The following is a 26001-nucleotide window of genomic DNA, read 5'->3' as shown; positions in this document are numbered from 1 at the left end:
GTGCTGGTTGTCAGTAGTGGCCCCCGTCCTCGATGTCGCCGCTGAGGACGCGGGCGTCTCGCTCGTCCCCCATGAGGCGGAGGCACTGCTCGTGGATCGCCCGCGAGCTGTAGGGGTGGGCCTTGATGTGGCCGGCGACGGCGACCACGGCGCGGTGCAGGCGATCGCGGGCGTCGCGGGTCTCGTAGAACGCCTCGACGGCTTCCTGGACGAGCCGTCGGCTGTCGATGTCGAGCCCTTCGAGGGGCGGGGACATCAGCTCTTCGAGGGGGAGTTCGAAGACGCGGGAGAAGGCGAGCGCCTCATCGAGGTTGATCCGGCGACGGGGTGAGCCGTTCTCGATGCGCCACACAGCCGTCTGGTTCATCTTCACGCCGGCTCTGGTCACCCGCTCGGCCAGCTCGGTCGTACTCCACCCCCTGACCTCGCGCTCCAGGGCCACTCGGCCCGCCACGTTGCCTTCGCTGTAGAGCAGCGGCACTTCGCCGCCCTCGGCCTTCTCGCTTGCCATCGGACCTCCATCGCGACCGTCGCTATCCAAATTGAAACATGGGCTTCCCGGTTTGGCTAACCGCCGATCATGAGGTACTGATTATGCAGATCGAATCACCACCTAGCCGAATGGGAACGCATGCGATACCTGACCACCGCCGAGGTAGCCGAGCGCTACCGCACCGCCGAGAGCACCGTCCGCTACTGGCGCCAGCTCAAGAAGGGGCCGCGCGGCATCAAGGTCGGCAAGCGGGTGCTCTACCCCGAGGCCGAACTGCTGCGCTACGAGCGCGCGCTGATCGACGGCGGGGACGACTGGGGCCTGGCCTCATGAGCCGCCGGACCGCCCGGACACGGGAACGGCCCTCGGCGCGCCTACGCCGAGGGCCGGAGATCCCCTTGCACCTCGCCCATCCCTGAACGAACTGGTCGGGGGCGAGACCTTGCCCGTCTCGCCCCCACCTGAGAGGAACATCTATGAAGGACCCTACGTCCCCCGCCACCTCGAAGGCATCCGGTGTTGCCTGGCCACCGATCGCGGTCCCGGGCCAGGGTCTGCCTCGCGACCGAGAAGCACGCCCCGCCATCGGAGGCCCGCCCTCCGATGCTCCGAGCCTGAGCTCACGCGATTCGCGACCTGCCGAAACTAGTGCCCCGACAACAGCGTCGGACAGCGCAGGCGTTCCTGCTCCAGACGGACCAGAGTCCCAAGATAGCGGCGGGCCGGCAGGCGAAGGCAGCGCGCTGCTGGACGATCTCCGCACGGCGATCGGGCGGTACGTGGTGCTGCCGAGCGACGAGGCCCTGACCGCCGTCACCCTCTGGGTCGCGGCCTCCCACATCCAGCCCGGCCTCCAGCACGCGCCACGGCTTGCCGTGGTGGGACCTACCAAGGGGTGCGGCAAGTCCCGTCTCCTGGACGTTCTCTACGAGACCGTCCACCAGCCGATGATGACGGTGAACACCTCCCCCGCGGTCGTCTTCCGCGTCATCGGCAAGAACCCGCCGACGCTGCTGGTGGACGAGGCCGACACCATTTTCGGCCCCAAGGCGGGCGACAAGGAGGACCTGCGCGGCCTGCTGAACGCCGGGCATCAGCGCAACCGGCCGGCCTGGCGGATCTCCGGGCCGGAGCACAAGCCGACCGCGTTCCCCACCTTCGCGATGGCGGCTCTGGCCGGTATCGGCGACCTGCCGGACACGATCATGGACCGCGCGATCGTCATCCGCATGCAGAAGCGCAAGCCGGGCGAGCGGATCACCCCGTTCCGATCGCGATACTCCGTACCGGAACTACACGCGCTGCGCGACCGGCTCGCCGACTGGCTGGTCCCGCAGCGCGGCACCGTCGCGGGCGCAGTGCCGAAGATGCCCGTCGAGGACCGCGCCGCCGATACCTGGGAGCCGCTCGTCATCGTCGCCGACCTCGCCGGTGGGCACTGGCCCGCGCGGGCACGTGCCGCCTGTCTGGCGATGACGCGCAACGAGGTGGTCCAGGACGAGCAGACGACGCTGAAGACCCGGCTGCTGCGGGACATCCGCCGTGTCTTCGACCAGGAGGGCGGCAGGGAGGCGCTACGCAGTCAGGACCTGCTCGCCGTGCTCATTCAGGACGCCGAGGCCCCGTGGGCGGAGTACGGCACGAAGGGGCTCAACGCCTACCACCTGGCGAACTTGCTGCGCGACTTCGGCGTCAGCCCGGCCAACCACCGTTTCGAGAACGGCAGGCAGGCCAAGGCGTACGCCCGCAACCAGTTCGTGGATGCCTGGGCCCGCTACTGCCCCGACCTCGCCTCCTCGGGACCCACCGCCGGGGTCCCGGCACGTCCGACCCAGGGCAGGCCGCCTGCCCCTCCGTCCGGGACGCTGCCCACCGGCCCACTCAGCGGACCCGCAGGCCCCCGGCACACCCGCTGACACCAGGTCCGCATCAATCCGTCGCATCCGTCCCCGCGCAGGTCAGCGCGGGGACGGATCTCCTCGCCGTTACGGATCGATCCGTACCTGCGGCCCTCTCCGTACCTGTGCTGACCAGCCACGCGACGGATGCGACGGATGCGACGAAGCCCCACCCCACGACTGACGGAGCACCACCATGCCCGAATCAAGCATCGACGACACCACCTCCCGCCGCCGCAGGAAGCTCTTCAGCCTCACCCGACGACCAGCAGCAAGCTGGAGCGAACGAGCCTCTAACGAGGCTTCGTCCGCGCTTGCCCCCGCCCCAGGGGTGGCGGAGGACAAGGCCGAGCGCCAGGGGGCGCCCGAGCCGGAGGAGGGGAGGGCCGAGGACTCTGGCCGGCCCGCAACCGACTCCGCTCCTCGCAGTACGCCGACCGATGCCCCACCGCTCGTCGAGCAGCCCTCCTGGCGGGATCTCGACGCCCCCGCCCTGCCCGCGCAGATGAACCGCAAGCGCACCGTGGAGAAGCGCGACCAGGAGAAGACCATCCGCTTTACGCGCACCGCGGTCCAGGTGATCAGCGCCGCCGCTCACCAGCGCGGTCAGAGGTTCGCCGGATTCGTCGGAGACGCCGCCCTGGCCGTCGCGCAGGGCAAGGCGGGGATGGTCGGCAGCCCGGAGGACGATCCTCTGCGCCCGCTGATCGAGGCCGTCGAGGCGCACACGGTCGCGCTGAACCGCATCGGCGGCAACCTCAACCAGATCACGGCAGCCATCAACCGAGGAACCGTGCCCGAGCGCGCCGAAACGGTTCTCGACCGCGTCGAGCAAGCAGCACAGAACAGCTTCCACCTCATCGACCAGCTCCTGACGAACGGCACGGCTCATGGTTCCTGACGTCTCCACCGGCACCGACAGCCGCGGACTGATCGCCTACCTCTTCGGCCCTGGCCGCCGCGACGAGCACACCAACCCCCACATCGTCGCCGCCTGGGACATGGCCGGCGCTCCCGACCCCGGCCGCGACCCGGCAGCCACCTACTCCCAGCTCGCCAAACGACTCGACCACCACGTCGACCTCCGCACCCGCGAGCTGGGCGGCAAGAAGCCACCGCAGCACGTCTGGCACTGCCCGGTCCGCACCGCGCCCGGCGACCGCTACCTCACCGACACCGAGTGGGCCGAGGTCGCCCGACGCGTCGTGCACGCCACGGGCATCGCCCCCGCTGGCGACGAGAAGGTGTGCCGATGGATCGCAGTCCGTCACGCCGACGACCACATCCACATCATGGCCACCACTGTCCGCACCGACGGACGCCGCCCGCGCACCCACCAGGACGGCCGTCGGGCACAAGCGGAGTGCCGCAGGATCGAAGCCGAGTTCGGCCTGCGCCGCCTGAAGTCCGGTGACCTCACGGCTCCCCGTACCCCCACCGGCGCCGAACGCGCCAAGGCCGAGCGCCAAGGCCAGACGATCACGGCACGACAGTGGCTGCGCGAGCGGGCCTACGCGGTCGCCGCCGCCGTACACGCCGAGGCCGACTACTTCACCGTGCTCCAATCCCTCGGCATCAAGGTCAAGACGCGTCTCGGCCCCGAGAGCGGCGACGTGATCGGCTACAGCCTCGCTGCACCCGGCGACACCAACAGCGTCGGTGAACCCGTCTGGTACAGCGGCTCGAAACTCGCACCCGACCTCTCCATCAACCGCCTCCGCGAACGCCTTCCCGACCAGGAGATAGCCGACCGCCCCCGGTATGCGGCGGATCCTGCCGAGCCGTGGCAGCACACCATCTCCGCGATACAAGCGGCGCACACCGTCCTCGACTCCGACGACGGTGCCGCCGCCCAAGGCCACCTGGCCGCCTTCGGTGACGCCCTGTACAACTTCGCCAGCTCCACGAGCGGCCCACACCGCACAGAGCTCCGCGCAGCCGCCTCAGCCTTCAACCGCGCCCGCCGCTCCGCCATGCGCGCTGACCACGACGCGGCCACCGCCCTGCGCCAGGCCGGCAAGGAACTCGCCTACGCCTCCAACGAGCCCGGCGGGCTCGCCATCGCCCTGCTCTTCGCCACCTTGCACTTGGCCCGCGCCGCCGCCAAGTGGCACGAGCAGCGAGGCCACGAACAGCAGGCCGCAGCAGCCGACGAAGCCTTCCGCCACCTCCAGGCCGGCTACCAGCAGGCCGCCGCACCGGCCTTGGTGGAGCTTGCCCACCGCGCACCACGAGCCGCCACCGCCAGCCGCTTCGAGCAGGACGTGCGCGCGGCCCTCCCCGACCACGCCGACCGGATTCTCACCGACCCCACTTGGACCGCCCTAACCACAACCCTCGCCCAAGCCGAAACCGACGGCCACAACCCCCGACGTCTCCTGGCCGAGGTGGGCACCCAGCGGGAACTCGACAGCGCCGAGCACCCCGCCGAGGTCCTCAACTGGCACATCACCGCTCAACCGAACAGGCGGACGCAAGCGGCTCGCAAGCGAAGTACGGTCAGCGGCACGTCGTCCGTGTCCGCCACGCCAAACCTGCCAGCCACACCGGTGGCCGATCGATCCCAGCCAGACTCTCTACGAAGGGGCCGGTAATGCGGAGACCGCCGCACCCCGTGCGACACGTTCCCCGAAGGAACAGCCGACGTGGTTCGGCGGGGGAACACCCGACTCGCTGTCAGGACCACGGGTCGTCGCAGTCTTCGACGCCAGGCGTGCCGGGGTGCAGCATGGTGCGCAGGCAACTGTGAAGGCCGCTGCCCTTGGCGGTCTCGACCGCGCGCATCCACGGCAACGGTGACATCAACCGAGCTGTCTCGTCGGTAGCGAGGGTGTCCAGCATGGCGCGCAGTTCGTCCGGGACCGGCAGGTCGGTGAGGCACATCCACCCCAGCGCGGCGCTCACGCGTACTTCTGGCGGTCGTGCCGGGTCGGACCAGCAGGCCCGCATCCACGCCACCGCCCCCTGGTCCTGGTGCGCCCGGGCCAGCTGCGCGATCGCCAGGATCAAGCCCGCGCGTGCGGCTGGGTTGTGCTCGGAGAGCAGGCGGGAGCGGAACGCGGTGAGGATGCCCTGCGCGCGGTCGGATGCGGCCGCCAGTGCGTATGCGGTGGCGGTGCGCACTGCGGCGTCGGGGTCGTCGAGCAGGGGCAGGAGAAGATCGGTGTCCGCCGCGATCGCCTCGCGGGCGGCCTGCACCGACCAGTTCTGCAGGTAGCCGGTGACCTCGAAGAACCATTCGTCATCGTCGTGGAACCGCAGCATGTCGGCACGTGTGCACACGCCCTGGTGCCACATGCGCGCCACCTCGCCCACCACGGTCAGGGCCTCGGCATGGTGGCGGCCCTCCGGATCGGTACCCATTCGAATCAGGAAAGGCACCGCCGGCGCGACCGCGGCCCTCATGTCGTTAGCGCACAGGCCGATCAGCGTGCCGAGCGCACTAACAACGGCGGCGTCGCCCGAGTGCAACCGCTCCATGGCCTCGCGGACCCTGACCCCCTCCGGGAAGCGGTCCCATGGCACCTCCTCAAGCAGAAAGCCGTCCTTGGCGCCCTGGCGGATGTCCGCCACCACCGCGCGAACGTCGAGGGGGCCTCCCACCTGCTCAAACGGATCTGCGTTGATGAACGCCCGCTCCACTGCTTGATACGCCGGGTCGTTCTCCCACGACCTCACGCAAACCTCCACGCCGAAAACTCAAGCACTACGCTCTGCACCACCCCAAGGAGTATCGCGGTCAGCCGTCCTCCCAATCGCTACCCACTGCGAACGCCCTACTCGGCTGGCAAGTCGAAACTCTCTTTCAGCATACCGATACGTCATTGATTGCACGCAGCGCAAGGTGCGGGATGACCACAATCGCCTCTTCCAGCAGATGCTCGACTGCGTTTGCCGCACTGGAGTCATCAATATCGATGATCCCGGCCCAGGATTCCGGCTCGTAGCGCGCCAATATCGACAGACCGAAAAGGATTGCCCACCAAGCCAGGAGCGGATGAACTGGGCCACTCATATCGCCGATCTCCGGGAATACATAGGAATCACTGGGACCCCTATAGAACGTCGCCCGTTCTAGTGCTTCCCTACGCCCATCCGCGTCCCTCGCGTGCACGTCGAGCCCTGAAGGCAGGAATACCATAAGCTCATTCGCCCCGCTATCCTGAAGGCGCCACTGAATCGAATCCGGAGCATCTGGCGTATGCGACCAACCACTCATCGAGGGGTACCTCGAAAGGAACACATCGACCGAAAGCGGGTCGACCTGCGAGCGAACTTTCACATCTTGCGGAACGGGAGACAAGGACAGCCGACACCACCTGTCGTCCCCCCGGTAAACCAGGCCACCGGGGCTGAAGTACAGGGCGGGAAGACCAGAGGAGTTCGGAAGGGGAACTTTCTGAGCCTCAGGAATCAAAGGCCACAATTCCCCCAACGATACAGATCGCTGCGCCTCCATTGGCTGGACCCCCAAGGCGCGAGCAACCCCAGGAAAGGAACCCTTGGCCGTCGGAGTCACCGCCACGCGAGCCAATCCTTGACTCGCATCGATATTGCGAGTTTGAATTCCGTGACCCGTCAGCCGCCATTCACCCTTGCCGAGAAGTCCTGACGACGCAGCAATCGCCCTTCCGAACTGAGACAGCGCGTAGAAGATCTGCACAGGACGCGTCGCGGCACCCGCCCCCACAGCCGCCTCGGTGAATTGCTGGGCCTGCTCCAGGGATGAAACGAAGACATTCCTGCGATCCATATCATGCTGCACAGGGCCGCCGACTGCGGTTCGCAAGCCCCTCAGCTCACGCCAAACCTCTTTCGAGCGCGGCATCGCTAGATCTCGCCATGTGGCCATTTTCCCTCCCTGGAAACAACCTGTACTAATCAACCTCGAACACGGAAGCTATAGACGCAGCCCTCTCGAATCGGAACAAGATCGATGGTCAGCAATGCTGGCACCTCGCCCCGGCCCTCAGACGGTACTAGCGAGAAGTATCTGTCCGAGGAGCTGGGCGTCGCTCCCCCTTTGCCGCTGCAGCAGATCGTGAACCAGATCCGGTTTTGGACTGGCCGCCGGCAGGGCGACATCGCCGAGGACGTCTTCGTTTGCCGTGAGACAGCTGCCCAAGGCGCTGGCCGCAGCGTCAGCTCGGGCGAATCACCTGCGACAGACGAGGATCCCGCCAAGGCAGGTGATCTCGTACGCGCCATTGCGTGCGATGTCCTCGACGACGATGGCCCGGGCCCGTTCGATGGTCGCGTCGAAGGGCACGTCGTGCTGGTCTGCCCAGGCTCGATACGAGGCCATGTGGGCAATGACGGGCTCGGGGTCGCGGACCGTGATGGTCCCTGGCAGTTCGGTGACCTCCACCTGTCCGAACTCCTCTCCGAGGAAGGCCGGAGCCTCCTCCAGGGAGAAGCGGGCGCTGAGAGAGATCCGGGCCGGGCCGCGCTCGACGCCGAGGACGTCGCCGGCGGCCCGCTGCCAGAGGTCGTCCATCTCAGCTTTGTCGCGGTCACTGTTGGTGGAGACGACCACCAGCCCGTCACGGGCGACGACGCGGGCCAGCTCCCTGACCGCCTGGCGGATGTCGGGTACGTGGTAGAGCATGTGGAGCGCAAGGGCGACGTCGACGCTGCCCGCCGCCAGCGGAAGCCGCGTGGCGTCCGCCACGGCGACCGGGCCGGGGACGCCGGCGAGGATACCGGGCGCGATGTCGAAGCCGAGCAGGGACAGGTCCGGTCGGTCCTGACGGAGCCGCTGGATGAACTTGCCGTTGCCGCAGCCGATGTCGACAACGCGCCCGCGTACGTCGCCCAGCCGCTCGGCGACGAGGCCGGGGAGGTCGTACCGCGGTGTCTGCCACTGGTAGAGCGACTGCCGGGCGGCCAGGTCCCGGTCTCCGTTGTACGCGCTGCCCGCCAGGCGGGCCCGATCGGTAACGGCGGCGTCGTGGGCGGCAGACAGATCGGTCACGTCAGCAACTCCGGTGGGTGGGCGGCGGGCAGGGACGCACGGACGGCCGTGTGCTGGAGTCGTTCGCGCAGGTGCACTGCCTGCGCGGCTCCACCGTACTGCGGCCCTTCCAGTTCCCGCCCGAGAACGGTGAGCCGGCGCACGATACTGGCCGACATGCGCTCGGGCGAGGACTGAAGAACAAAGCCGAGCATCTCCTCCGTGCCCTCCAGGTCGCCCAGGAGCAGGTGCCCGCTGGCGAGGTCGAGGTGCGCGGCGAACAGGTCACCGACCGACTGGTCATCTCCGTCCGCGCTGCGGTAGAGGCGGATCGCCATCTCCGCGCTGACGATGGCCCGGTGGACATGCTCCTGCCTGCCTACGGCCAAGAGGGTCGTTCCGGCGTACGCGAACTGCTTGGCCGCGGGGAAGTCGAAGACTCCCAGTACCTCGTCCCGGCCCGAGATCGCCTCGCGCGATCGTTCGGCATCCGACAGGGCGGCGAGCGCGCCCGCCGAGTCGCCGACTATCGCCAACGCCCGCGCCTCCAGACTCGCCAACCGTGCGCCGATGCTGCCGCTGGCCCTATGCCGCCGACCGGCCTGCGCCAGCCGGGCCGCCTGCTCGTACCGCCCTGTCCAGTACGCGATCAACGACTCCACGGCCCGTACCCAAGCCAGCATCCCCTCGTGCCCAGCCGCTTCGGCACAGGCCCGCGCGGTACGGGCGTGGGTGGCGGCGGAGTCATAGTCGCCGAGGTCGAGGCAGACGTGCGCGGACAGGCCGCAGAGGCGAGCAGCAGAGAGGTAGAGGTCAGTGGTCTGCCGGGGGTGCTGGCGCCCGCGCAGCAGCTCGAAGGCCCCGTCCCGTAACCGCCTGATCTCGACGTACTGCTCCATCAACGGGTGGCTGACGTACGTACGGGCGAGCCGGCCGACGTCAGCCTCCAACTGCTCGACGACGAACTCGTCGGCGTTGCGCTGCGCGATGAACCGGGCGAACTCAGCCGACCGCACCGCGTCCTCAGAGAGTGAGTCTCCACGAACGTGAGTGACTTCGGCCGGCAGTACCGACGGCGCGATCTCGACCTCGGCGGCGCCAGCCCCCTCCCGCTGCCCCTTGCTGACGGCAACGGCTTGGTCGAGCACGGCGACATCGACACCGAAGACCTGCGCCAGGTACTTCCGGGTGTAGGGGACAGGGACTCGGGCTTCGCGCTCGTACCGCCCGATCTCCTTGCCGGTCTTCGCGGAGCGCCCCTCCAGGGCGTTGTACTCGTCGGCAACCCTCTGCTGGCTCCAGCCGCGCTCGGTACGCAGCCTGACGAGCAAGGCGCCGATCCCGGTGTCGCCCATGCCGTCCCCCAGGAACACGTGACCTCTGGCCCCCATAGTGGCCCCCGTCTTGGCCCCCACGCTGGCTCCCGACCCAAATGAGTTAAGTCGCTTTGCTGTTGACCATGGCAAGCAGACTCACCAACCAGGCGACCGACGCCGCCCCGGACCTCCTTCCGGGCACGGGCCGGCACCGCACCATGCTCTTCCCCCGCCGTCGGACCACGCCGCGTACTGCTCGCGACTTCGTCGCCACCACGCTGACCGAATGGGGTGAGACAAGCCGCCTCGACGACATGCGGCTGTGCACCTCGGAGCTCGTCACCAACGCGGTACTGCACGGGGCGCCCGTGGGCCGCCTCGTCCTCGTACGCGTCGAGTCCCTTGACGCGGAGCTGCGGATCGAGGTCCACGACAGCGGCGAGAAGAGGCCGACGAAGCGCGTTCCCGAGGAGTCCGCCGTCGACGGCCGCGGTCTGCTGATCGTCGCCGCGACCGCCGACAGCTGGGGCGTAAAGGAGCGGACGGGCCCCGGAAAGTGCGTCTGGGCCGCATTCGACCGTGCCAAGAACGGGGCCGCTCCCCTGCCGCCCCACACCACCGGCCCCCAGGGAGACACCTCGTGACGACGCACCCCGTCTCGCCGAACACCGTCCTGGCCAACGCCCTCCACCACGCCGAGGACGTCCTGGCCCCGCGCATCCTGGCTTCCCCGCCCGAGCAGATCGTGCTGGTCGTCGGCACCCAGATCAACGGCGCCCCGCACATCGGCACCTCGCTCGTGCAGTCCCTGGCCTTCGCCATGGCGGCCCGACTGCGCGACCGCTTCGGCCTCCCCACCGAGGTCCTCTTCAGCGCCCTCGACAAACGCCCCGCACGAGCTGGCGACCGATCCCGCCAGCGAACACCGCTACCAACGCGCCTACGCCCAGGCCCTCGGCGAGCAGGCCCTGCACGACCTCGTCACCGCCCTCTACCAGCCCCTCTTCACGGCCCTGTCCAGGCGCCTGGGCATCCCGCACCGCATCGAGACGTACACCCAGCAGCAGGCCAGCTAGCACTACCGCCGCACGTGGCTCCGGCTCCTCCCCCGCATCGACGCCGCCCGCTGGTGGCTCGCCCCCTCCACCGGCACCCCGCACCTCCGCGTCCCCTGCCCGCGCCCCGGGTGCGGCTGGACGGAAGAGCACGCCGAACGCACCCGGGTCCCCCTCGCCGACCCCGAGTCGGCGGAAGTCTCCGCGACGTGCCTTCACCACGGCCCGTACGAGGTCACGATCACGCCCACCGCCGGCGGCTACCTCGACCTGGCCACGCTCTACCGCAACCTGGTCAAGGAACTCGCCCTGACCTGCCCCCAGGGCACCCTGCACGTCATGGTCAAGGGCGGCGACTGGGTCTTCGGCTCCCACCTCGTCGACGAGGCCCTCCAGGCCGTGGGCCTCACCCGCGCCCAGCTCCCGGCCCGCCTGTTCTGCCCCCAGGTCGTCACCGACACCGGCGCCAAGCTGTCGAAATCCCTCATACGAGAAGGCCGTGCCCCCTTGCCGGAGGGCGCCGCCCCTTGGATGCTCGACCCCCGCCACTTCTTCCGCTCGTACTCGGCTGCCGAGATCGGCCGCCTGATCACCGCACCGTCCCCCAGGAGCGTTCCTTCCCGATGACCGACCGCACCGCCCGCGTCCGCGAGCTCAACCTCTACCGCCAGTACTTCGAGCTCGTCGCCGCAGGCACCAAGACCATCGAGGTGCGGGTCAAGTACCCGCACATCGCGGGCCTCGCCGCCGGCGACACCATCCGCTTCCGCATCAAGGACACCGACGAGACCTGCGAAGTCGAGGTCCTCCGCGTCACGGAGTACCCCGACTTCGAGGCCCTCCTCGACGGCGAAGGCCCCTCCAACGTCAACCCGACCGCCACCCGCGACCAGCAGCTTGCCAACATCCGCACGATCTACGGCCCCGAGAAGGAAGCCCTCGGCGCCCTCGCCATCGAGATCAAACTTTCATGCACAAGGAAGGGTGATCTACAGGCCATAGAGCTTCAACCCGACATGATCAACAATCCATCGATGCGCTGCATTATCGATGGCGAAGTAGATCCGGCCAACGCGGTCAGGGCTCGTATTGTCGTCAAGCTTGATGTGCGACTGCCGATCCCAGGGCTTCTCACGTTCGAATTTGAACTCGTGCTTCTTCGCCCTACGCAACGGCTCGTCAGAGGGGGCATAAACCAAGGGGGTGCTGTCTCCGACCCAGGAGACAAGCGAAGTCCCAACCTTACCCCTCTGCGCCTTCCACTCTTTGGCGAGCTCGGCCAAAGTATCGAGCGCTTCCCTCATCCGCTCCGGATACGGATACGAGCACTTCCGCCACTGCTCTTTAGCGTTAGGCGTGAATACGAGACCCCCATCCGATTCCTGCTCCCAGCGATCCCAGTCGGACGAGAAGTCGCCGGGGTTCGCAACCGGGCGCTTCTGCTCCACGATGGGCTCTGCCGTGGACGATAGGACCGCGGTCTCCAGCTGGGCCGTGAGGTTGGCGACCTGAATCTCCAGCCGCGCAACCTGGCTCTCCAACTGCTCATTCTGCTCGAACAGGTCGACCGATTGCTTTCGCTCTTCTTCCAGCTTCTCCTTCAGCTGGGTGATCTTCCCACTCTCCGACCCGGCCAAGTCCTCAAGAATTGCATCGGTCTCAGACGAGCGAACAGCATCCCAAAGACGATCCCTCTCTCGCGCCACCACACTAAGCGGGGCAAGGAGGCGGGTCAGTCTCCCGAGAAGCGCTTCATGATCTCCGTAAAGTTCGGTCGAGGACCACCATGGATTCCGCGCATCAGCAGTCGGCCAATAAAGACGTGCCCCATCCCGAGGCAAGAGGTTCCTCTCCAGTTCCGCGTTGAAGGAGTCGAACGCAAGCCAACCGGAGACAACCACCACATGAGCAAGTCCGGCCAAGCGCTGTGCGGCCTTGCGCGCAAAAGCGGCGGGTGGCCCCATCGTCCGTATCGATGAGACAACCAGGATCGGGAGACGGCGTCCAGCAGCACCAAGGCGCTCCCGAACTGCGGGGACCTGAGCAGTCAAGGCAGGCGTGACGGTAGCCGTGATGCTGTCGTGGCCGTCCGTGCGCCGAAGTGCCGAATCCTTCATGATCGCTTGCAGTGCCCTCGGGGGCCTGAGGTCCTCGACAGTCGCGGGGGCCAGGAGACCGTCGCTCTTCCGCCCCATCACTACGCGGAAGCCCGTAGTGCCACCACTCTCGGAAGCCGTCAGTTGGCAGACAAACCTGCCGCCCCGGGGGAGATCCTCTTCGATCTCCATGCGCAGTCCGCGGTGACCGTCAACGGCAGCCACCGGGAACCAGCTCACATGCTTCTCCGAACGCCCCGGCCCGTAGCCAGGGACCACAGCCTCGCCCTTGCCAAGCATGAACGACGAGACAGACAAGCCGTTCTTCTCGGGGGAGACGTGCTGCAGCATGTGGGCCAGCAACCTCTCAAAGGCGGGGGGCCCACTGCCGTCATCCGCAACCGCCACCTCGAAACCAACGACGTACAACTGCTGCATGGGGCTTCCCTCCCAGTGTGTCGCGACGGGCGTACTCGGCTCGCCGTCAGACCCTGGCCAGGATAGTTACGCAGGGCCACCAGCGAAGTGCAGCTGCATAAACGCCGATGCTGCTGCAGTCCGCACACAGTCCGCAGGACACCCGATCAGGACCGTCGCACCCCATCGCCAGCCATCACCAAAAGGCCAGGTCAGCGCCCCAAAGGGAAGATCCCCGCAGGTCACCGACCCGGCCCGTTACTAGGAGACCAAGAAGGCCTGATCCGCATCTCCACCCAGGCTGCCTGACCTGCGTTTCCGCCGGTCGAGCCGCCTGCTTGCCCGCACCCGGCCCGTCGGCCGCCGTTCACGGCGTCCTTCACGGACCGGGTGCGGTCCTGTCTCCCGCACACCTCGGGCCCGAGCGGATGCGCCTTCCGCCGGTGTACGGCAACGCTCCGGGGTCAGGAGTCCGGCAGCAGGTGCCGGTAGCTGTCCGGGTTCTCCCGGAGGAAGACTGCCAGGCTCTGGGCCGGGCGGCCCGTGAGGGTGGGGACGGCGTCCGAGACGGTGGCCAGTTCGCCCGCCGCGATCGCCTCGTACGACGTGACCCAGCCGGCCACTTCCCAGTCCCCGGCACCGTGGTGGGCACGGGACGCGTAGGCCTCCTCCCTCGTCTCGGGCACGTACCTGACCTCTCGGCCGGTGCACCGGCTCAGCTCTGCGGCCGCCTCGGCCAGGGTGAACGCTTCGGGGCCCGTGAGGTCGTACGTCGCACCGTCGTGGCCGGTCCCCTCGTCCAGCAGGACCGCTGACGCCGAGTCCGCGATGTCCTCGTGGGCAACGGCCGAGACCCGTCCCTCGCCGCCGGGACCGCGCAGGATGCCGTCGGTTCCCGTCATCGCGGGGATCGCCGCGAGATACCAGCCGTCCCGGAGGAAGGTGTGGCGCACGCCGGTCATCCGGATGTGTGCCTCGGTGTGCCAGTGGTCACGCGCGAACGTGAACGTCGCATCCGGCGCCGCACCGAGGAACGACACGTACACGATGCGCTCGACGCCCGCGGCGAGCGCCGCGTCCACCGCCGTGGTGTGCTCCAGCACGCGGTCCGGACTCTCGTGCGCCGACACGAGGAACAGGGTGTGCGCGCCGTCGAGAGCTCGGCGCATGCCCTCGCCGTCGCCGTACGCCGCAGGAGGTGCGGAGACCGCGCCCGGCAGTTGGGGCAGCCGGGAGGGGTCCCGGCCGAGGAGACGCACGGGGACGCCGGTCCTGGCCAGTCGCGCGGCCACCCGGCCGCCGACCGCGCCGCTCGCACCGGTCACCGCCACGAGAGGGCTGATCATCCCGCCTCCCCTTCCTCCGGCACCATGTGCCCGGGCCACGGGCGCACCTCCACGACCGCGCTCGCCGGCAGCGGTCCGTAGAGGTGCGGGAACTCCTCGCCGCCGGGCTCCACGGCCTCGTAGCGGACGGGCACCGCGAGCCGGCCCGTGTCGATGACGAGGACCACCAGACCCTCGTCGTCCGATCCGTACACGGCCCGGGCCACAGCGGGGAGCTGATGGGGCAGTGAGCAGTGGATGAACCCCTCTTCCCGGAGGGTGCGGCCCCGGGTCGACATCTCGTACGTCCCCGTTCTGCGGGCGGCCTCCCACAGGGGCTGTTCCGTGAGGTGAAGCAGCTGTTCGGTCATCGGGCCACGCTAAGGGCTGCCGGGCGCCGCGAGGAGCTTCGCCTCGGTCCGCGCGTCGAGTCCGACCGCCGGGCGGTCCGGGCGCTGCGGGGCGACGCCTCCCCGCTCGCACAGCCAGGCCCATGTGTCGGCGACGGTCTCGCCTACGGGCCTGCAGCGCAGACCGGCGGCGTGTGCCTTGGCGACATCGCCCTGGTGCAGGGTGTCGTACAGCTCTCCCGCGGGCAGCCAGACGGGCAGGTCCGTCCATGGCTCGACTCCTGCCGCGAGGAGCACCTCGGGGTCGGTCCAGCGCAGTCGGGCGCGGGAGCCGGTGGCACGGACGCACGCGTCCAGGAGTTCGCCCATGGTGGTGTGCCCCGGGCGGCTGACGGTGTTGTACGCACCGGACAGGCCGCGCGCCGCGGCGTCCAGGAGCCAGTCCGCCAGGTCGCGGGCATCGATGTACTGGAGGCCGGCGTCCGGCGGCCCGGGCGCGACGACCGGTCCGCCCCTGGCAGTCCGGCTCAGCCACCACGGCAGGCGGCCGATGTTCTCCCCGGGGCCGAGGATCAGCCCGGCTCTGGCCAGCAGCGCCCGGTCGCCGAAGGCGTCGAGTGCCGCGAGCTCCCCGCCGCGTTTGGCCAGGGCGTACGGGACGTCGTCTCCGGCGTCGGGAGAGGCGCCTGCCACCAGCGGACCGTCTTCCGGGAGCCCCGCCGGAGTGGGGTAGGCGTACACGGACCTGCTGGAGACGTAGCTGAAGTGGCCGGCCCTGCCCGCCAGCAGCCGGGCGGCGTCCCTCACGGCCGAGGGGGCGCCGCTCCAGGTGTCGACCACCAGGTCCCAGGTGCCGTCCGCCAGTGCCGCGAGGCCCTTCTCGCCCGTCGTCCGGTCGCCGGTCAGCGTCCGGGCTCCGGCCGGTGCCGCGTGCCGGCCCCGGTGGAAGACGGTGACCTCCCATCCGCGGCCCAGAGCCGCGTCGGTGACCGCGCGTCCGACGAATTCGGTGCCGCCCAGCATCAAGACCTTCATGGGGTGATCGTGCCCGTCGGAGCGGACGGCGGGAACGGGACCTCGCTCTCGGCAGAACGGGGAACTCTCCGGTTCACGGCGTGTGCGCGAGAGGGCTGCGGTGGCGCAGCAGCCGCCGGTGATGATCCCCCGGCCCGCCGGGCCGCGTCGCGGTAGGCCGCTTCCAGCTCCTCGTACACGGCGTCCGTGTCCGTTCCCGAACGCGAGACCAGCAGCAGCCGCCACCGCCGGCGGGTGACCGCGCAGGGGCCGGATCGCCATGTCGTCGCGCGGGCCGGACGTCGGCCGGCAGGGGGCGACCGCCTCGCCGAGGACGACGAGGGACGCCGCCGTGAGGTAGTCGCCGTGCAGGACGGGCGGATCGATCCCCGCAGCGCCGAGAACCCGGCGCACCCCGTCCCACTCACCGTCCACCGAGGGGTCGACCATCCACCGGTCGTCCGCCAGGTCGCCGAGGTCGACCACCGGCCGGCCCGCTTCACGGGTGAACAGTCTCTGACAGAACGGGCTCGCGGCCGTCCTGGCACGCGCCACGTCCTGACACCACGGCACCATCCGGCGTCACAGCCGGTACCGGGGGCCGCTCCGCTCCGCCGCCGCAGTGGAGCGGCCCCCACGGAGCGGCCGCCACGGAGCGGCCCCCGCGGAACGGCTCAGGCGGCCGGTCGGGTTCGAGCGAGGGCCCGCCACGCCCGGCAAGCCGCCGGGGCGGGCCGGAGCGTCCCCGCACAGCTCTCAGGCCAGTTCGAGCGGGAAGGCACCCCGATGGCCCGTGCCCGCCCCGTGCGCCGGGCGCGGCTCGAACTCCCGGCAGCTCCATATCTCCTGGACGAAGCCGGTGCGCCGGTCCCAGAGCCCGGCGACGTCCTCCCCGCCGGCCACGTCACGGTAGGCGTCCTTCGCGCCGCGGAAGCACGCGAGCCCGCCGGACAGGCCGCGCTCCGGGACCGGGAAGTAGTCGGAGAAGGCGCAGGCTATGCATGTCTGCAGGTGTATGTCCGGCGGCAGGACCCTCTGGACCGTGGCCAGCGCGGCGGCGAAGTCGCCCTCCGCGCGGTTCGACTCGTACACCGCACCGTCCAGATGGAGGGCGAGGTACAGGTCGGGATCCGTCCTGCGCGACGACAGCAGGCAGCTGAGCGTGGCCTGGCGGACCGTCCCGGACACCAGGACCGGCAGTGGGAGGTCCCACTCCAGTACGCAGTCGTCGAGCACCCCGTCCACCAGGTCGAACTGCCCCTCCGGGACGGGGAGACCCGCCACGGGCCGCAGACCGTCGAAGCTCCCGCCCTCGAAGTCGGTGCCCCGGACGCGGATACGGAGCTGCTGTCCGTCCGTGGTGAGAATGACGGCCTCGGAACCACGGCGGTCCCGGTACCAGCCTGCCCACGACTCATCTGTCATGAGCAGGGACTGTAGCCCGTGCCCCCGGGCCGCCCCGTGGCACCCTCCACTTCCCCGCCCCCGTTCGCTGAGGAACACTCACCCGCCCTGGGGTTCACGCCACATGGGCCACATCGACGGACCATGAGGCAGATCCACGGTCTGCCCCATGAAGGTGAAACCGAGACGCTCGTAGAGACCTCGGCTGCGCGCGCTGCTCGCCTCCAGATAGGCGGGGGTCCCTTCCCGGTCGCATCGCTCCAGGACCCCCCTCATCAGCGCCTCGCCGATCCCCTCCCCCTGGCGCTCCGGCGAGACACCGATCATCAAGAGGTACTCGTGCGCGCGGTCGTGGGGATGGACGGCGCCCGTCAGCCTCCCCACCAGCTCGGCCCGTTCGTTGTCGGGGTCCGCGGTCTCCCGCATGAGCGCGGGGGTGTCGTCCTCCTCCGGCTCACCCGCCGGCACGGAGAGCCAGAGGGCCGTCGCCGTGCCGTCCTCCAGCAGGTCGACGCGGCCTCCTTCCAGCGTGATGTCGGCGAAGACGCCGAGGAACTTCCCGTGCACCGCACGCCGGTGCTCCTCGTCCGGAAAGACCCAGCTGCTCACCGGATCGTCGTGGAACGCCTCGTCCAGGATCCTCACGACCTGGTCCCTGTCCCGCTGGTCCGCCTGCCGAACGCGTACGCCCATGACCCGCACTGCCCCCTTCGTCCCGTGGTGATGACCCGACCGACGGACGGAATCCTAGAGTTGGGCGTCACCACCGGCCACGGGCGGCCGGCTCAGCGGGTTCTGCGGGTGACGAACTCGGCCAGGACCAGCAGGTCTCCGGCGTCGGCCGGTTCGGGCACGGCGCGGGACAGGTGGTGGACTGCACGGGCCATCCGGTCCGCCGCGGTGACCTGCGCCCAGTCGCGGCCGCCCGCCCGGTCGACCGCGTCGGCGGCGCTCCGCACCTCCCCAGGTGTGTTCATGACTCCGCGGTAGAGCGTGGCGAGCTCGGCGGCGGCCGGCGTGTCCGAGGTGAGCGCGGCGACGACCGGCAGGGACTTCTTGTGGGCGGTCAGGTCCGCCCCGACCGGTTTGCCCGTGCGGGCCGTGTCCCCCCAGATGCCGATCAGATCGTCGATGAGCTGGAAGGCGAGACCTGCTTCCCGGCCGAAGCCGTCCATGGCGCGGACCGCCCGTTCCTCCGCTCCGGCGTAGAGAGCACCCAGGGCGCAGGCACAGCCGAGCAGGGCACCGGTCTTGGCCATGGCCATGGCCAGGCACTCGTCCAGCGTGACGTCCTCAGGGCCGCGGTCCTCGAGGGCGCAGTCGGCCTGCTGTCCCGCGCACAGCTCGATCACACAGCTGGAGAGCCGTACCGCGGCATGGGCGGACGCCGGGTGCGGGTCGTCCGCCAGCAGCCGCAGGGCGAGGGAGAGCATGGCGTCTCCCGTGATGACCGCGTCCGGCACACCGAACACCGCCCAGGCCGTGGGCCGGTGCCGCCGGGTGGTGTCCTCGTCGATGACGTCGTCGTGCAGCAGGGTGAAGTTGTGCGCGAGCTCGACGGCGACGGCCGCCCGCATCGCCGTCTCCGGGTCCCCTCCCAGCGCACGGGCGGCGGCCAGGACGAGCGCCGGCCTGATGGCCTTGCCCGCCTGCCCGGAGGCGGGCGTCCCGTCCGCGTTCTGCCAGCCGAAGTGGTACATGGCGACGCGGCGTATCGCCCCGGGCAGCGTCTCGACGGCTGCTCGGAGGTGCGGGTCGACGGCGTCGCGGGTGTGCTCCAGGAGCGCGGCGGCTTTCCGCCCCTCCATCGCGGCATCCGTACTGGTCATGGTCACGGTCACTCCTTCCGGGCGCCTCGGGGCACCTTGGTCGCGGCCTCGGCCTGCCGGGGCCCGGGCGGTCACTCGCCCGCCCGGGCCCGGGGGCGTCACCGCCAGCGGCTCACCTCGACGTTCTCCAGGACGCCGAGCGCGTCCGGCACCAGGACGGCGGCGGAGTAGTACGCCGTGACCAGGTACGAGATGATCGCCTGCTCGTCGATGCCCATGAAGCGGACCGAGAGGCTCGGCTCGATCTCGTCCGGGATGCCGCTCTGCTGGAGCCCGATGACGCCCTGGTCCGCCTCACCGGTCCTCATGCAGATGATCGACGTGGTGCGGGCGTCCGTGACCGGGATCTTGTTGCACGGGAAGATCGGCACCCCCCTCCAGGCGGGCACGTGGTGTCCCCCGACCTCGACGCTCTCCGGTACCAGACCACGCCTGTTGCACTCTCGGCCGAATGCGGCGATGGCCTTCGGATGGGCGAGGAACAGCTTCGACCCGCGCCGACGCGACAGGAGCTCGTCCATGTCGTCGGGCCCCGGCGCTCCGTCGTGGGGCTGGAGCCGCTGCCCGTAGTCGCAGTTGTTGAGCAGGCCGAACTCCCGGTTGTTGATCAGCTCGTGCTCCTGGCGCTCGCGCAGCGCCTCGACCGTGAGCCGCAACTGCTGCTCGGTCTGGTTCATCGGCTGGTTGTAGAGGTCGGCCACCCTGCTGTGTACCTTCAGCACGGTCTGGGCGACGCTCAGCTCGTACTCCCGGGGCGCCGACTCGTAGTCGACGAAGGTGTGCGGGACGACACTCTCCCCCACGTGCCCCGCCGACATGTCGATCTCCGCCTCGCCGTAGCGGTTCGTCCGCTGGTGCGGGATGGCGAGCAGCCGGGCGAGATGGTCACGGAGCGAGTCCGCGCGGGCCGCCAGGTTGAGCACGTCCGACCGGCGCAGGGTCAGCAGTGTGCAGGCGGTCACCGCTCGGGCGGTGTACTCCCAGGTCGCGTCGCCGTCGATCAGGGCCTGGTCACCGAAGTAGGCGCCGTCGGCGAGGACTCCGAGTACCGTCTCGTCGCCGTACGGCCCGGTCCCGATCTTCTCGACCTTGCCGTGCGCCAGCAGGTGGACACGGTCCGCCGCGTCGCCCGACGCGGCGAGCACCTCGCCGGCCGCGACGTCCCGCTGTTCGCACCTGCGCGCCAGCTCGGCCAGTACCTCTTCGTCACCGAAATCGCGCAGGGCGGGAAGTTCACCGAGCTCGGCGGGGATGACCGCGACCCGGTCACCGGTCTGGACGAACGTCACCCTGCCGTCCCCGACCGAGTAGCTCAGCCGGCGGTTCACCCTGTACGTGCCGCCCTGCACCTGCACCCACGGCAGCATGCGCAGCAGCCACCGCGAGCTGATCTCCTGCATCTGCGGGGCGGACTTGGTCGTCGTCGCGAGGTTCCGCGCAGCCGCTGTGCCGAGACTCTGCTGCGGCGGCTGCGTGTCGCGAACCTCTTCACCAACGGACATCCGACATCCTCTCGATCATGGGCCGACCTGCGAGAGGAAGACTTGCATCCGGAGGACACCATGCGCTATTACACAAAAGAGTGTGACTATTCGGGCCTGGGACGGGGCACGTTGCCCGCACTCAGGCACTCGTAGTCGGTCCGGACGGCACCGGGTCAGGCGTCGGCGGGAGAACGGGAACCGGCCCTTGGACCTAGGACTCCGGCCCTCCCGGCGCTCAGGACTTCCGCCCGATACGGCGTCGCGGGCGGCCGCCTAGCGTGCTCGTCATGGATACGACAGGCACCCTCGACGAGGCGCTCCAGCGGCTGCACACCTCGGGCCCCGAGCGGCTGGGACGGCTCACCAACCACGCCCCGATGGCGGTCGAGGCCCTCGCCGTCAACGGTCGGGCGGCGGCCGTTCACTCATGGCTCGACGTGTACGCCTCCAGGCTCGAGGAGTTCCCGGCCGGTGTCGAACCGGTGACGGACGCCAACTGGCCTTCGGCGCTGGGCGACCCGCGCCGCGCCGCCGACTGGATCGGCTTCTTCGGGCGCCAACTCGCGGAGCGCCCCTGGCTCGACGTACTCGCCCAGTGGTGGCCCCGTCTGCTGCCGGGCATGTACGGCGGCTCGACGCATCCGGTGATCCGTGTGGGCCACGCCGTGCGCACTCTCCTGGCCGGCGAGAGCACGGGGCCCCGGCTGACCGAACTCGCCCACGGCCTCGGTTACTGGGCCGCCCGCCACCGGCCCGTCACGGGCCTCGCCCCCGTCCCCGGTGCCGACAGCGCCGCGGCGGCTCTGGACGCCGTGCCGCCCCTCGCGGAACGGGCAGGAGGCTTCCCCGACCGGCTGGGCCGGGTCAGGAGCCTGCCGGTGTGGGCGGCCGCGGTCACGGACCCGGCCGAGGCACACCGCCGGCTCACCGAACTGGTCCGGGCGGCCACCCACCGGTACGCCACCCACGGCCACGGCGACGCCACGATGCTGGTCCACGCGGCCACTGCTCCGAACGCCGTTCTGCGGGTCCTCCCCGCGCTCCCGCGGGCCCTGTGGGCACCCAGCGTCCAGGCCGCCTGGACGGCCTCCGCAGCGGTGACCGGCATGTACGCCCCGGACGCCCCGGTGGCCTACGTCCCGCCGGGGCCGGTCACGCCCGAAGAGGTCTTCGAACAGGCCCTGGCGCACGGCGACGAACATGTCATCAAGCTGACCGACACGGCCCTCGACGTCGGCGACGGACAGGCGCTCGCGGCGGCCCTGCGCGCCATCGAGCTGAGCGAGCCGCTGAGGTAGGGACGGCCACCGGATCCGGCGTCACACCAGCGGTGCCCCCGATACGACGACCTTGCCCGGGTTGAGGATGCCGTACGGGTCCAGGGCGGCCTTGACCGCTCGTTGCATGGCGAGGTTGACGGGGCCCACCTCGCGGTCCATGCCGCCCATCTTCAGCAGGCCCACACCGTGTTCACCGGTGACCGTGCCGCCGAAGGAGATCGCCGCGTCGAGGATGTCCTCGAAGGCGAGCTGAGCCCGTGCCCGGGCCGCGTCGTCGCCGGGTTCGGTGATGATCAGCGGGTGGAGGTTGCCGTCGCCGGCGTGGGCGATGTTGGCGATGAGGACCTCGTGCTCCCCGGCGATCTCCTCGATGCGCGCCAGCATCCGCGGCACCCGGGACCGCGGCACGACCACGTCCTCGGTGAGCACCGGCCCCAGCCGCTCCAGCGCCGGGTAGGCGAGCCTGCGGGCCTGGAACAGGGCGTCCGCCTCCACCGGGTCGGTGGAGACCTCGGCCCAGGCCGCGCCCGCCTCCGCGAAGCAGGCCCGTACCGCCTCGGCCTCGGCGTCGCCCGCGGCTCCCGGGGTGTCCACGCGGCCGAGCAGGATCGCGTCCGCGTCCGACGACAGGCCCATGTTCTTCCACTCGTCGACGGCCTTCAGGCAGTGCCGGTCGAGGAGTTCGAGCGCCGAGGGCACGATGCCGGCCGCCGTCACCCGGCTCACCGCGTCGCCGGCCGCGACGACGGAGTCGAAGAAGCCTGCCACCGTGCGCTCCGGTGGCCGGGCACCACGCAGCTTCACGGTGATCTCGGTGATCACGCCGAGAGTGCCCTCGGAGCCGACGAACAGACCGCACAGGTCGTAACCGGCCACCCCCTTGGCGGTCCGCCGGCCCACCCGCACGGTCTCGCCGAGGCCGTTGACGACCTCGAGCCCGAGGACGTAGTCGCGGGTCACGCCGTACTTGACGCAGCACATGCCCCCCGCGTTGGTGGCCGTGTTGCCGCCGATGGTGGACCAGGGTGAGCTCGCCGGGTCGGGCGGGTACCAGAGGCCCTGTCCGGCGCACGCGGCGCGCAGGTCGTCGTTGACGACGCCGGGCTGGACGACGGCGAGGCGCTCCACCGGGTCGATGCGGAGGATCCGGTTCATGTCCTCGAGGGAAAGGATCACGGCGCCGTCCACCGCGTTGGCACCGCCCGACAGGCCCGTACCCGCACCACGGGGGATCACCGGGATCCGGTGCTCGACGCAGTACGCGACGACGGACCGCACCTCGTCGGTGTCCTGGGGCCGCACGACGGCGAGGGGCAGCCCCGCGGGGGCCCACTCCGCCTCGTCGTGCGCGTAACGGCCCAGGCTGTCCGGGTCGGTGATGACCTTGCCCGCCGGTATCCCGTCGGCTGCGTTCGGCTTCGGCACGGCCGCTGACCACCTCTCTTGCCCACGCGCACCCCACCTCCGTCAGGGGGCCGCGTCCCTCCATGATGACGCGCACCCTCAGCCGGAGGACGAGGGCCTTAAGTTGCATATCCAATGCAACTTACCTACGCTGCCGCCATGCGGCTGACGCGATTCACCGATGTGGCGCTCCGGGTCCTCATGCGCCTGACCGTCACGGCGGAGGACGGGGACCCGCCGACCACCCGCGAGGTGGCGGCCACCATGCAGGTGCCCTACACCCACGCGGCGAAGGTCGTCGCACGCCTCCAGCACCTCGGCCTGGTCGACGCGCGGCGGGGGCGGGGCGGGGGCCTCTCCCTCACCACCTCCGGATGGTCGGCGTCGATCGGCGCCCTGGTGAGGGAGCTGGAGGGTCCGGGCGAGGTCGTCGACTGCGAGGGCAGCACCCCGTGCCCGCTGCGCTCCGCCTGCCGGCTCCGCTCCGCCCTGCGCAAGGCCGAAGAGGCGTTCTACGCCTCGCTCGACCCGCTCACGGTCCGCGACCTCGTCTCCTCCCCCACCGGACCGCTGCTGATCGGCATCAGCCGCGGCCGCCCGGCCACCGGCTGATCCACTCGCACCCCGCCCGCGCGCACCCCGCCGCGCGTGGACAGATCACGCCCGGCCAAAAATACGCATCTCGCATACCAATTAGATCGGCCGCATGGGCGGCCCGCCATCACCCAAGGAGTCACCCGATGCTCTCCGAGACGTCGACCGCCACCGTCCGAGCCACACTCCCGGCCGTAGGGGCGGCCATGGGGGACATCGCGGACCTCTTCTACCGGAAGCTGTTCGACGCTCACCCGGAGCTGCTCCGGGACCTGTTCAACCGGGGAAACCAGGCGTCCGGCACACAGCGTCAGGCGCTCGCCGGATCCATCGCGGCGTTCGCCGCCCACCTCGTCGAACACCCGGACACGCGGCCCGACGTGATGCTGGACCGCATCGCCAACAAGCACGCCTCACTGGGCATCACCGCCCCGCAGTACGAGATCGTGCACACCCACCTCCTCGCCGCGATCGCCGAGGTACTCGGTGACGCGGTCACCCCCGAAGTCGCCGCGGCCTGGGACGAGGTCTACTGGCTGATGGCCAACGCACTGATCGCGATCGAGGAACGGCTCTACGCGCAGCAGGACGTGACGGCGGGCGACGTCTGGCGCGAATGGACGGTGACGGCCCGCGTCGAGGACACCCCCGACGTGGCCACCTTCCGCATCGCCCCCTCCGACGGCGCACCGGCCCCCGTCTTCCGGCCGGGCCAGTACGTCTCCGTCCAGGTGGAACTCACCGACGGCGCGCGCCAGATACGCCAGTACAGCCTCACCGGGGCGCCCGGCTCCGCCACGCGCTCGTTCTCGGTCAAGCGGGTGCGGGGCGGCGGCGGCCCGGAGGGCGAGGTCTCCGCCCACCTGCACGCGCGACTGCGCGCGGGTGACCGGCTGCGCGTCTCGGCACCGTACGGCGACCTGGTGCTCGACGACTCCGGCGCGCCGCTGCTCCTCGCCACGGCCGGAATCGGCTGCACCCCGATCCTCTCGATGCTGGAGCACCTCGCGGAGGAGCAGCACCCTTCGCCCGTCATCGTGGTGCACGGTGACCGGTCACCCGCCGACCACGCACTGCGCGCGGATCACGAGGCGCTCACCCATGAGCTCCCCGACGCCTCCGCCCACTTCTGGTACGAGAACCCGGAGCCCGGCACGCCGGGACGGACCACCGCGCGCACCGGCACGGTCGACCTGAGGGATCTGCCGGTCGCCGCGGGCACCCGGGCCTACCTCTGCGGTCCGCTGCCCTTCATGCGCGCCGTCCGCTCGCAGCTCCTGGAGAAGGGGGTGGCGGCGGCCGACATCCACTACGAGGTGTTCGGCCCCGATCTGTGGCTCGCCCAGGACTGAACAGGGCCTGCCACGGGCCCGCGCGGACTGTCCGGATCGAATCGCACACGGCGCGAACAATGCTCGAACAGGTTTGCCGGAGCCATGTGTTCCGGTACAAGCGCTGTACGGACACGCTCCCGCGCGAACGAAGGAGTCGGCATGTCCTCACCCATGTCAGCCAGCAACTTCCTCAAGGCCCTGAAGAACGAGGGGCTCACCGTCGTCCAGGTGGGCGACTGGCGTACGCACAACCGCAACCACAAGGGCCCGTGGGGGCCGGTGCACGGCGTGATGCTCCACCACACCGTCACGAAGGGCACGGCCCGCACCGTCGAGATCTGCCGCGACGGTCACCCAGGACTGCCGGGGCCGCTGTGCCACGGCGTGATCGCCAAGGACGGCAGGGTCCATCTGGTCGGCTACGGCCGCGCCAACCACGCGGGTCTCGGTGACGACGACGTCCTGCGTGCCGTCGTCGCCGAGAAGCGCCTGCCCTCGGACAACGAGTCCAACACCGACGGGAACCGGCACTTCTACGGCTTCGAGTGCGAGAACCTCGGCGACGGGAAGGACCCCTGGCCCGCCGTCCAGCTCGAGGCCATCGAGAAGGCGGCCGCGGCGGTCTGCCGGTTCCACGGCTGGGACGCCCCCTCGGTCATCGGGCACCGGGAGTGGCAGCCGGGGAAGGTCGACCCGCGCGGCTTCTCGATGACGGGCATGCGCAACCGCGTCCATGACCGGCTGAAGTAGGCCGG

Annotated in this window: 23 protein-coding genes and 3 pseudogenes; 11 read left to right on the top strand and 15 right to left on the bottom strand. The window is 70.1% G+C overall.

Going from position 1 to position 26001, the window contains the following annotated elements; translation table 11 throughout:
• Positions 1-10 precede the first annotated feature (10 nt).
• Positions 11-511: a helix-turn-helix transcriptional regulator gene (locus OO67_RS07780; protein WP_033298254.1), complete on the bottom strand. Its 501-nt coding sequence runs from the start codon at positions 509-511 to the stop codon at positions 11-13.
• 120 nt (positions 512-631) lie between these two features.
• Here OO67_RS07780 and OO67_RS07775 point away from each other — a divergent pair, with 120 nt between their 5' ends.
• The 4 genes from OO67_RS07775 (at position 632) to OO67_RS07760 (ending at position 4985) form a co-directional block, all read left to right on the top strand.
• On the top strand, positions 632-826 hold the full coding sequence (locus OO67_RS07775; protein ID WP_033298252.1) for a helix-turn-helix transcriptional regulator: 195 nt from the start codon (positions 632-634) through the stop codon (positions 824-826).
• 143 nt (positions 827-969) lie between these two features.
• Complete coding sequence (locus tag OO67_RS07770) at positions 970-2409, top strand: DUF3631 domain-containing protein (RefSeq protein WP_078597697.1); 1440 nt, start codon at positions 970-972, stop codon at positions 2407-2409.
• A 313-nt stretch (positions 2410-2722) separates the two neighbouring features.
• Positions 2723-3292, top strand: coding sequence for a hypothetical protein (locus OO67_RS07765; protein WP_033298251.1), 570 nt, complete (start codon positions 2723-2725; stop codon positions 3290-3292).
• Complete coding sequence (locus OO67_RS07760; RefSeq protein ID WP_033298250.1) at positions 3282-4985, top strand: relaxase/mobilization nuclease domain-containing protein; 1704 nt, start codon at positions 3282-3284, stop codon at positions 4983-4985. Before OO67_RS07765 ends, OO67_RS07760 begins: the two co-directional genes overlap by 11 nt.
• Before the next feature lie 82 nt (positions 4986-5067).
• On the opposite strand, the gene OO67_RS39585 is transcribed toward OO67_RS07760, so the two are convergent.
• The 4 genes from OO67_RS39585 to OO67_RS07745 form a co-directional block, all read right to left on the bottom strand.
• Complete coding sequence (locus OO67_RS39585) at positions 5068-6069, bottom strand: HEAT repeat domain-containing protein (RefSeq protein WP_244300060.1); 1002 nt, start codon at positions 6067-6069, stop codon at positions 5068-5070.
• 127 nt (positions 6070-6196) lie between these two features.
• On the bottom strand, positions 6197-7243 hold the full coding sequence (locus tag OO67_RS37825) for a YaaC family protein (protein WP_106972708.1): 1047 nt from the start codon (positions 7241-7243) through the stop codon (positions 6197-6199).
• Between the two features lie 303 nt (positions 7244-7546).
• Positions 7547-8365 carry a class I SAM-dependent methyltransferase gene (locus OO67_RS07750; protein ID WP_033298245.1) on the bottom strand — a complete coding sequence of 273 codons (819 nt, stop codon included), beginning with the start codon at positions 8363-8365 and terminating at the stop codon, positions 7547-7549.
• Positions 8362-9735 (bottom strand): helix-turn-helix domain-containing protein, encoded by a 1374-nt coding sequence (locus OO67_RS07745; protein WP_244300059.1) that lies wholly within the window; start codon positions 9733-9735, stop codon positions 8362-8364. The genes OO67_RS07750 and OO67_RS07745 overlap by 4 nt, the downstream gene beginning before the upstream one ends.
• A gap of 68 nt (positions 9736-9803) precedes the next feature.
• Here OO67_RS07745 and OO67_RS07740 point away from each other — a divergent pair, with 68 nt between their 5' ends.
• The 3 genes and pseudogenes from OO67_RS07740 to OO67_RS36310 all read left to right on the top strand — a co-directional run.
• Entirely contained in the window at positions 9804-10304 is a 501-nt protein-coding gene (locus OO67_RS07740; RefSeq protein WP_051709199.1) for an ATP-binding protein, read from the top strand.
• Positions 10301-11342 (top strand): annotated as a pseudogene (locus tag OO67_RS07735) (hypothetical protein). The gene OO67_RS07740 and the pseudogene OO67_RS07735 overlap by 4 nt, the downstream one beginning before the upstream one ends.
• A pseudogene (locus tag OO67_RS36310) lies at positions 11339-11680 on the top strand (ASCH domain-containing protein); the annotation flags it as partial. The pseudogenes OO67_RS07735 and OO67_RS36310, both read left to right, overlap by 4 nt.
• 24 nt (positions 11681-11704) lie before the next feature.
• Here the strand turns inward: OO67_RS36310 and OO67_RS38925 are convergent.
• The 9 genes and pseudogenes from OO67_RS38925 to OO67_RS07690 all read right to left on the bottom strand — a co-directional run bounded on the left by OO67_RS38925 (position 11705) and on the right by OO67_RS07690 (position 20652).
• Positions 11705-13249, bottom strand: a complete 1545-nt coding sequence (locus OO67_RS38925; protein WP_033298239.1) for a hypothetical protein — start codon at positions 13247-13249, stop codon at positions 11705-11707.
• Positions 13250-13692: 443 nt separating this feature from the next.
• Entirely contained in the window at positions 13693-14574 is an 882-nt protein-coding gene (locus tag OO67_RS07720; RefSeq protein WP_033298235.1) for an SDR family oxidoreductase, read from the bottom strand.
• Positions 14571-14924, bottom strand: coding sequence for a DUF952 domain-containing protein (locus OO67_RS07715; RefSeq protein WP_033298233.1), 354 nt, complete (start codon positions 14922-14924; stop codon positions 14571-14573). The genes OO67_RS07720 and OO67_RS07715 overlap by 4 nt, the downstream gene beginning before the upstream one ends.
• Before the next feature lie 9 nt (positions 14925-14933).
• Entirely contained in the window at positions 14934-15926 is a 993-nt protein-coding gene (locus OO67_RS07710; protein WP_033298779.1) for an NAD-dependent epimerase/dehydratase family protein, read from the bottom strand.
• Positions 15927-16011: 85 nt separating this feature from the next.
• A pseudogene (locus OO67_RS36305) lies at positions 16012-16415 on the bottom strand (LysR substrate-binding domain-containing protein); the annotation flags it as partial.
• A 258-nt stretch (positions 16416-16673) separates the two neighbouring features.
• Positions 16674-17342, bottom strand: coding sequence for a DUF6304 family protein (locus OO67_RS07705; protein ID WP_033298232.1), 669 nt, complete (start codon positions 17340-17342; stop codon positions 16674-16676).
• 78 nt (positions 17343-17420) lie between these two features.
• Positions 17421-18014, bottom strand: coding sequence for a GNAT family N-acetyltransferase (locus OO67_RS07700; protein ID WP_033298231.1), 594 nt, complete (start codon positions 18012-18014; stop codon positions 17421-17423).
• 92 nt (positions 18015-18106) lie between these two features.
• Positions 18107-19150 (bottom strand): family 2 encapsulin nanocompartment cargo protein polyprenyl transferase, encoded by a 1044-nt coding sequence (locus OO67_RS07695; RefSeq protein WP_033298777.1) that lies wholly within the window; start codon positions 19148-19150, stop codon positions 18107-18109.
• Positions 19151-19248: 98 nt separating this feature from the next.
• Positions 19249-20652, bottom strand: coding sequence for a family 2B encapsulin nanocompartment shell protein (locus OO67_RS07690; protein WP_033298230.1), 1404 nt, complete (start codon positions 20650-20652; stop codon positions 19249-19251).
• A gap of 269 nt (positions 20653-20921) precedes the next feature.
• On the opposite strand from OO67_RS07690, the gene OO67_RS07685 reads away from it, so the two are divergent.
• Complete coding sequence (locus OO67_RS07685; RefSeq protein WP_033298775.1) at positions 20922-21932, top strand: questin oxidase family protein; 1011 nt, start codon at positions 20922-20924, stop codon at positions 21930-21932.
• A 21-nt stretch (positions 21933-21953) separates the two neighbouring features.
• On the opposite strand, the gene OO67_RS07680 is transcribed toward OO67_RS07685, so the two are convergent.
• Positions 21954-23339: an FAD-binding oxidoreductase gene (locus OO67_RS07680; protein WP_033298229.1), complete on the bottom strand. Its 1386-nt coding sequence runs from the start codon at positions 23337-23339 to the stop codon at positions 21954-21956.
• Positions 23340-23477: 138 nt separating this feature from the next.
• Between OO67_RS07680 and OO67_RS07675 the strand changes: the two genes are divergently transcribed.
• The 3 genes from OO67_RS07675 (at position 23478) to OO67_RS07665 (ending at position 25996) form a co-directional block, all read left to right on the top strand.
• Positions 23478-23930, top strand: a complete 453-nt coding sequence (locus OO67_RS07675) for an RrF2 family transcriptional regulator (protein WP_033298773.1) — start codon at positions 23478-23480, stop codon at positions 23928-23930.
• A 128-nt stretch (positions 23931-24058) separates the two neighbouring features.
• Positions 24059-25264 (top strand): globin domain-containing protein, encoded by a 1206-nt coding sequence (locus OO67_RS07670; RefSeq protein WP_033298228.1) that lies wholly within the window; start codon positions 24059-24061, stop codon positions 25262-25264.
• 141 nt (positions 25265-25405) lie between these two features.
• On the top strand, positions 25406-25996 hold the full coding sequence (locus OO67_RS07665; RefSeq protein ID WP_244300058.1) for an N-acetylmuramoyl-L-alanine amidase: 591 nt from the start codon (positions 25406-25408) through the stop codon (positions 25994-25996).
• Positions 25997-26001: the final 5 nt, after the last annotated feature.

Source organism: Streptomyces atroolivaceus (assembly GCF_000717025.1).
In the GTDB taxonomy this organism is placed as follows: Bacteria; Actinomycetota; Actinomycetes; order Streptomycetales; family Streptomycetaceae; genus Streptomyces; species Streptomyces atroolivaceus.
Note: the sequence above shows the minus strand (reverse complement) of the source record. Positions and strands in the feature narration are given on the sequence as shown.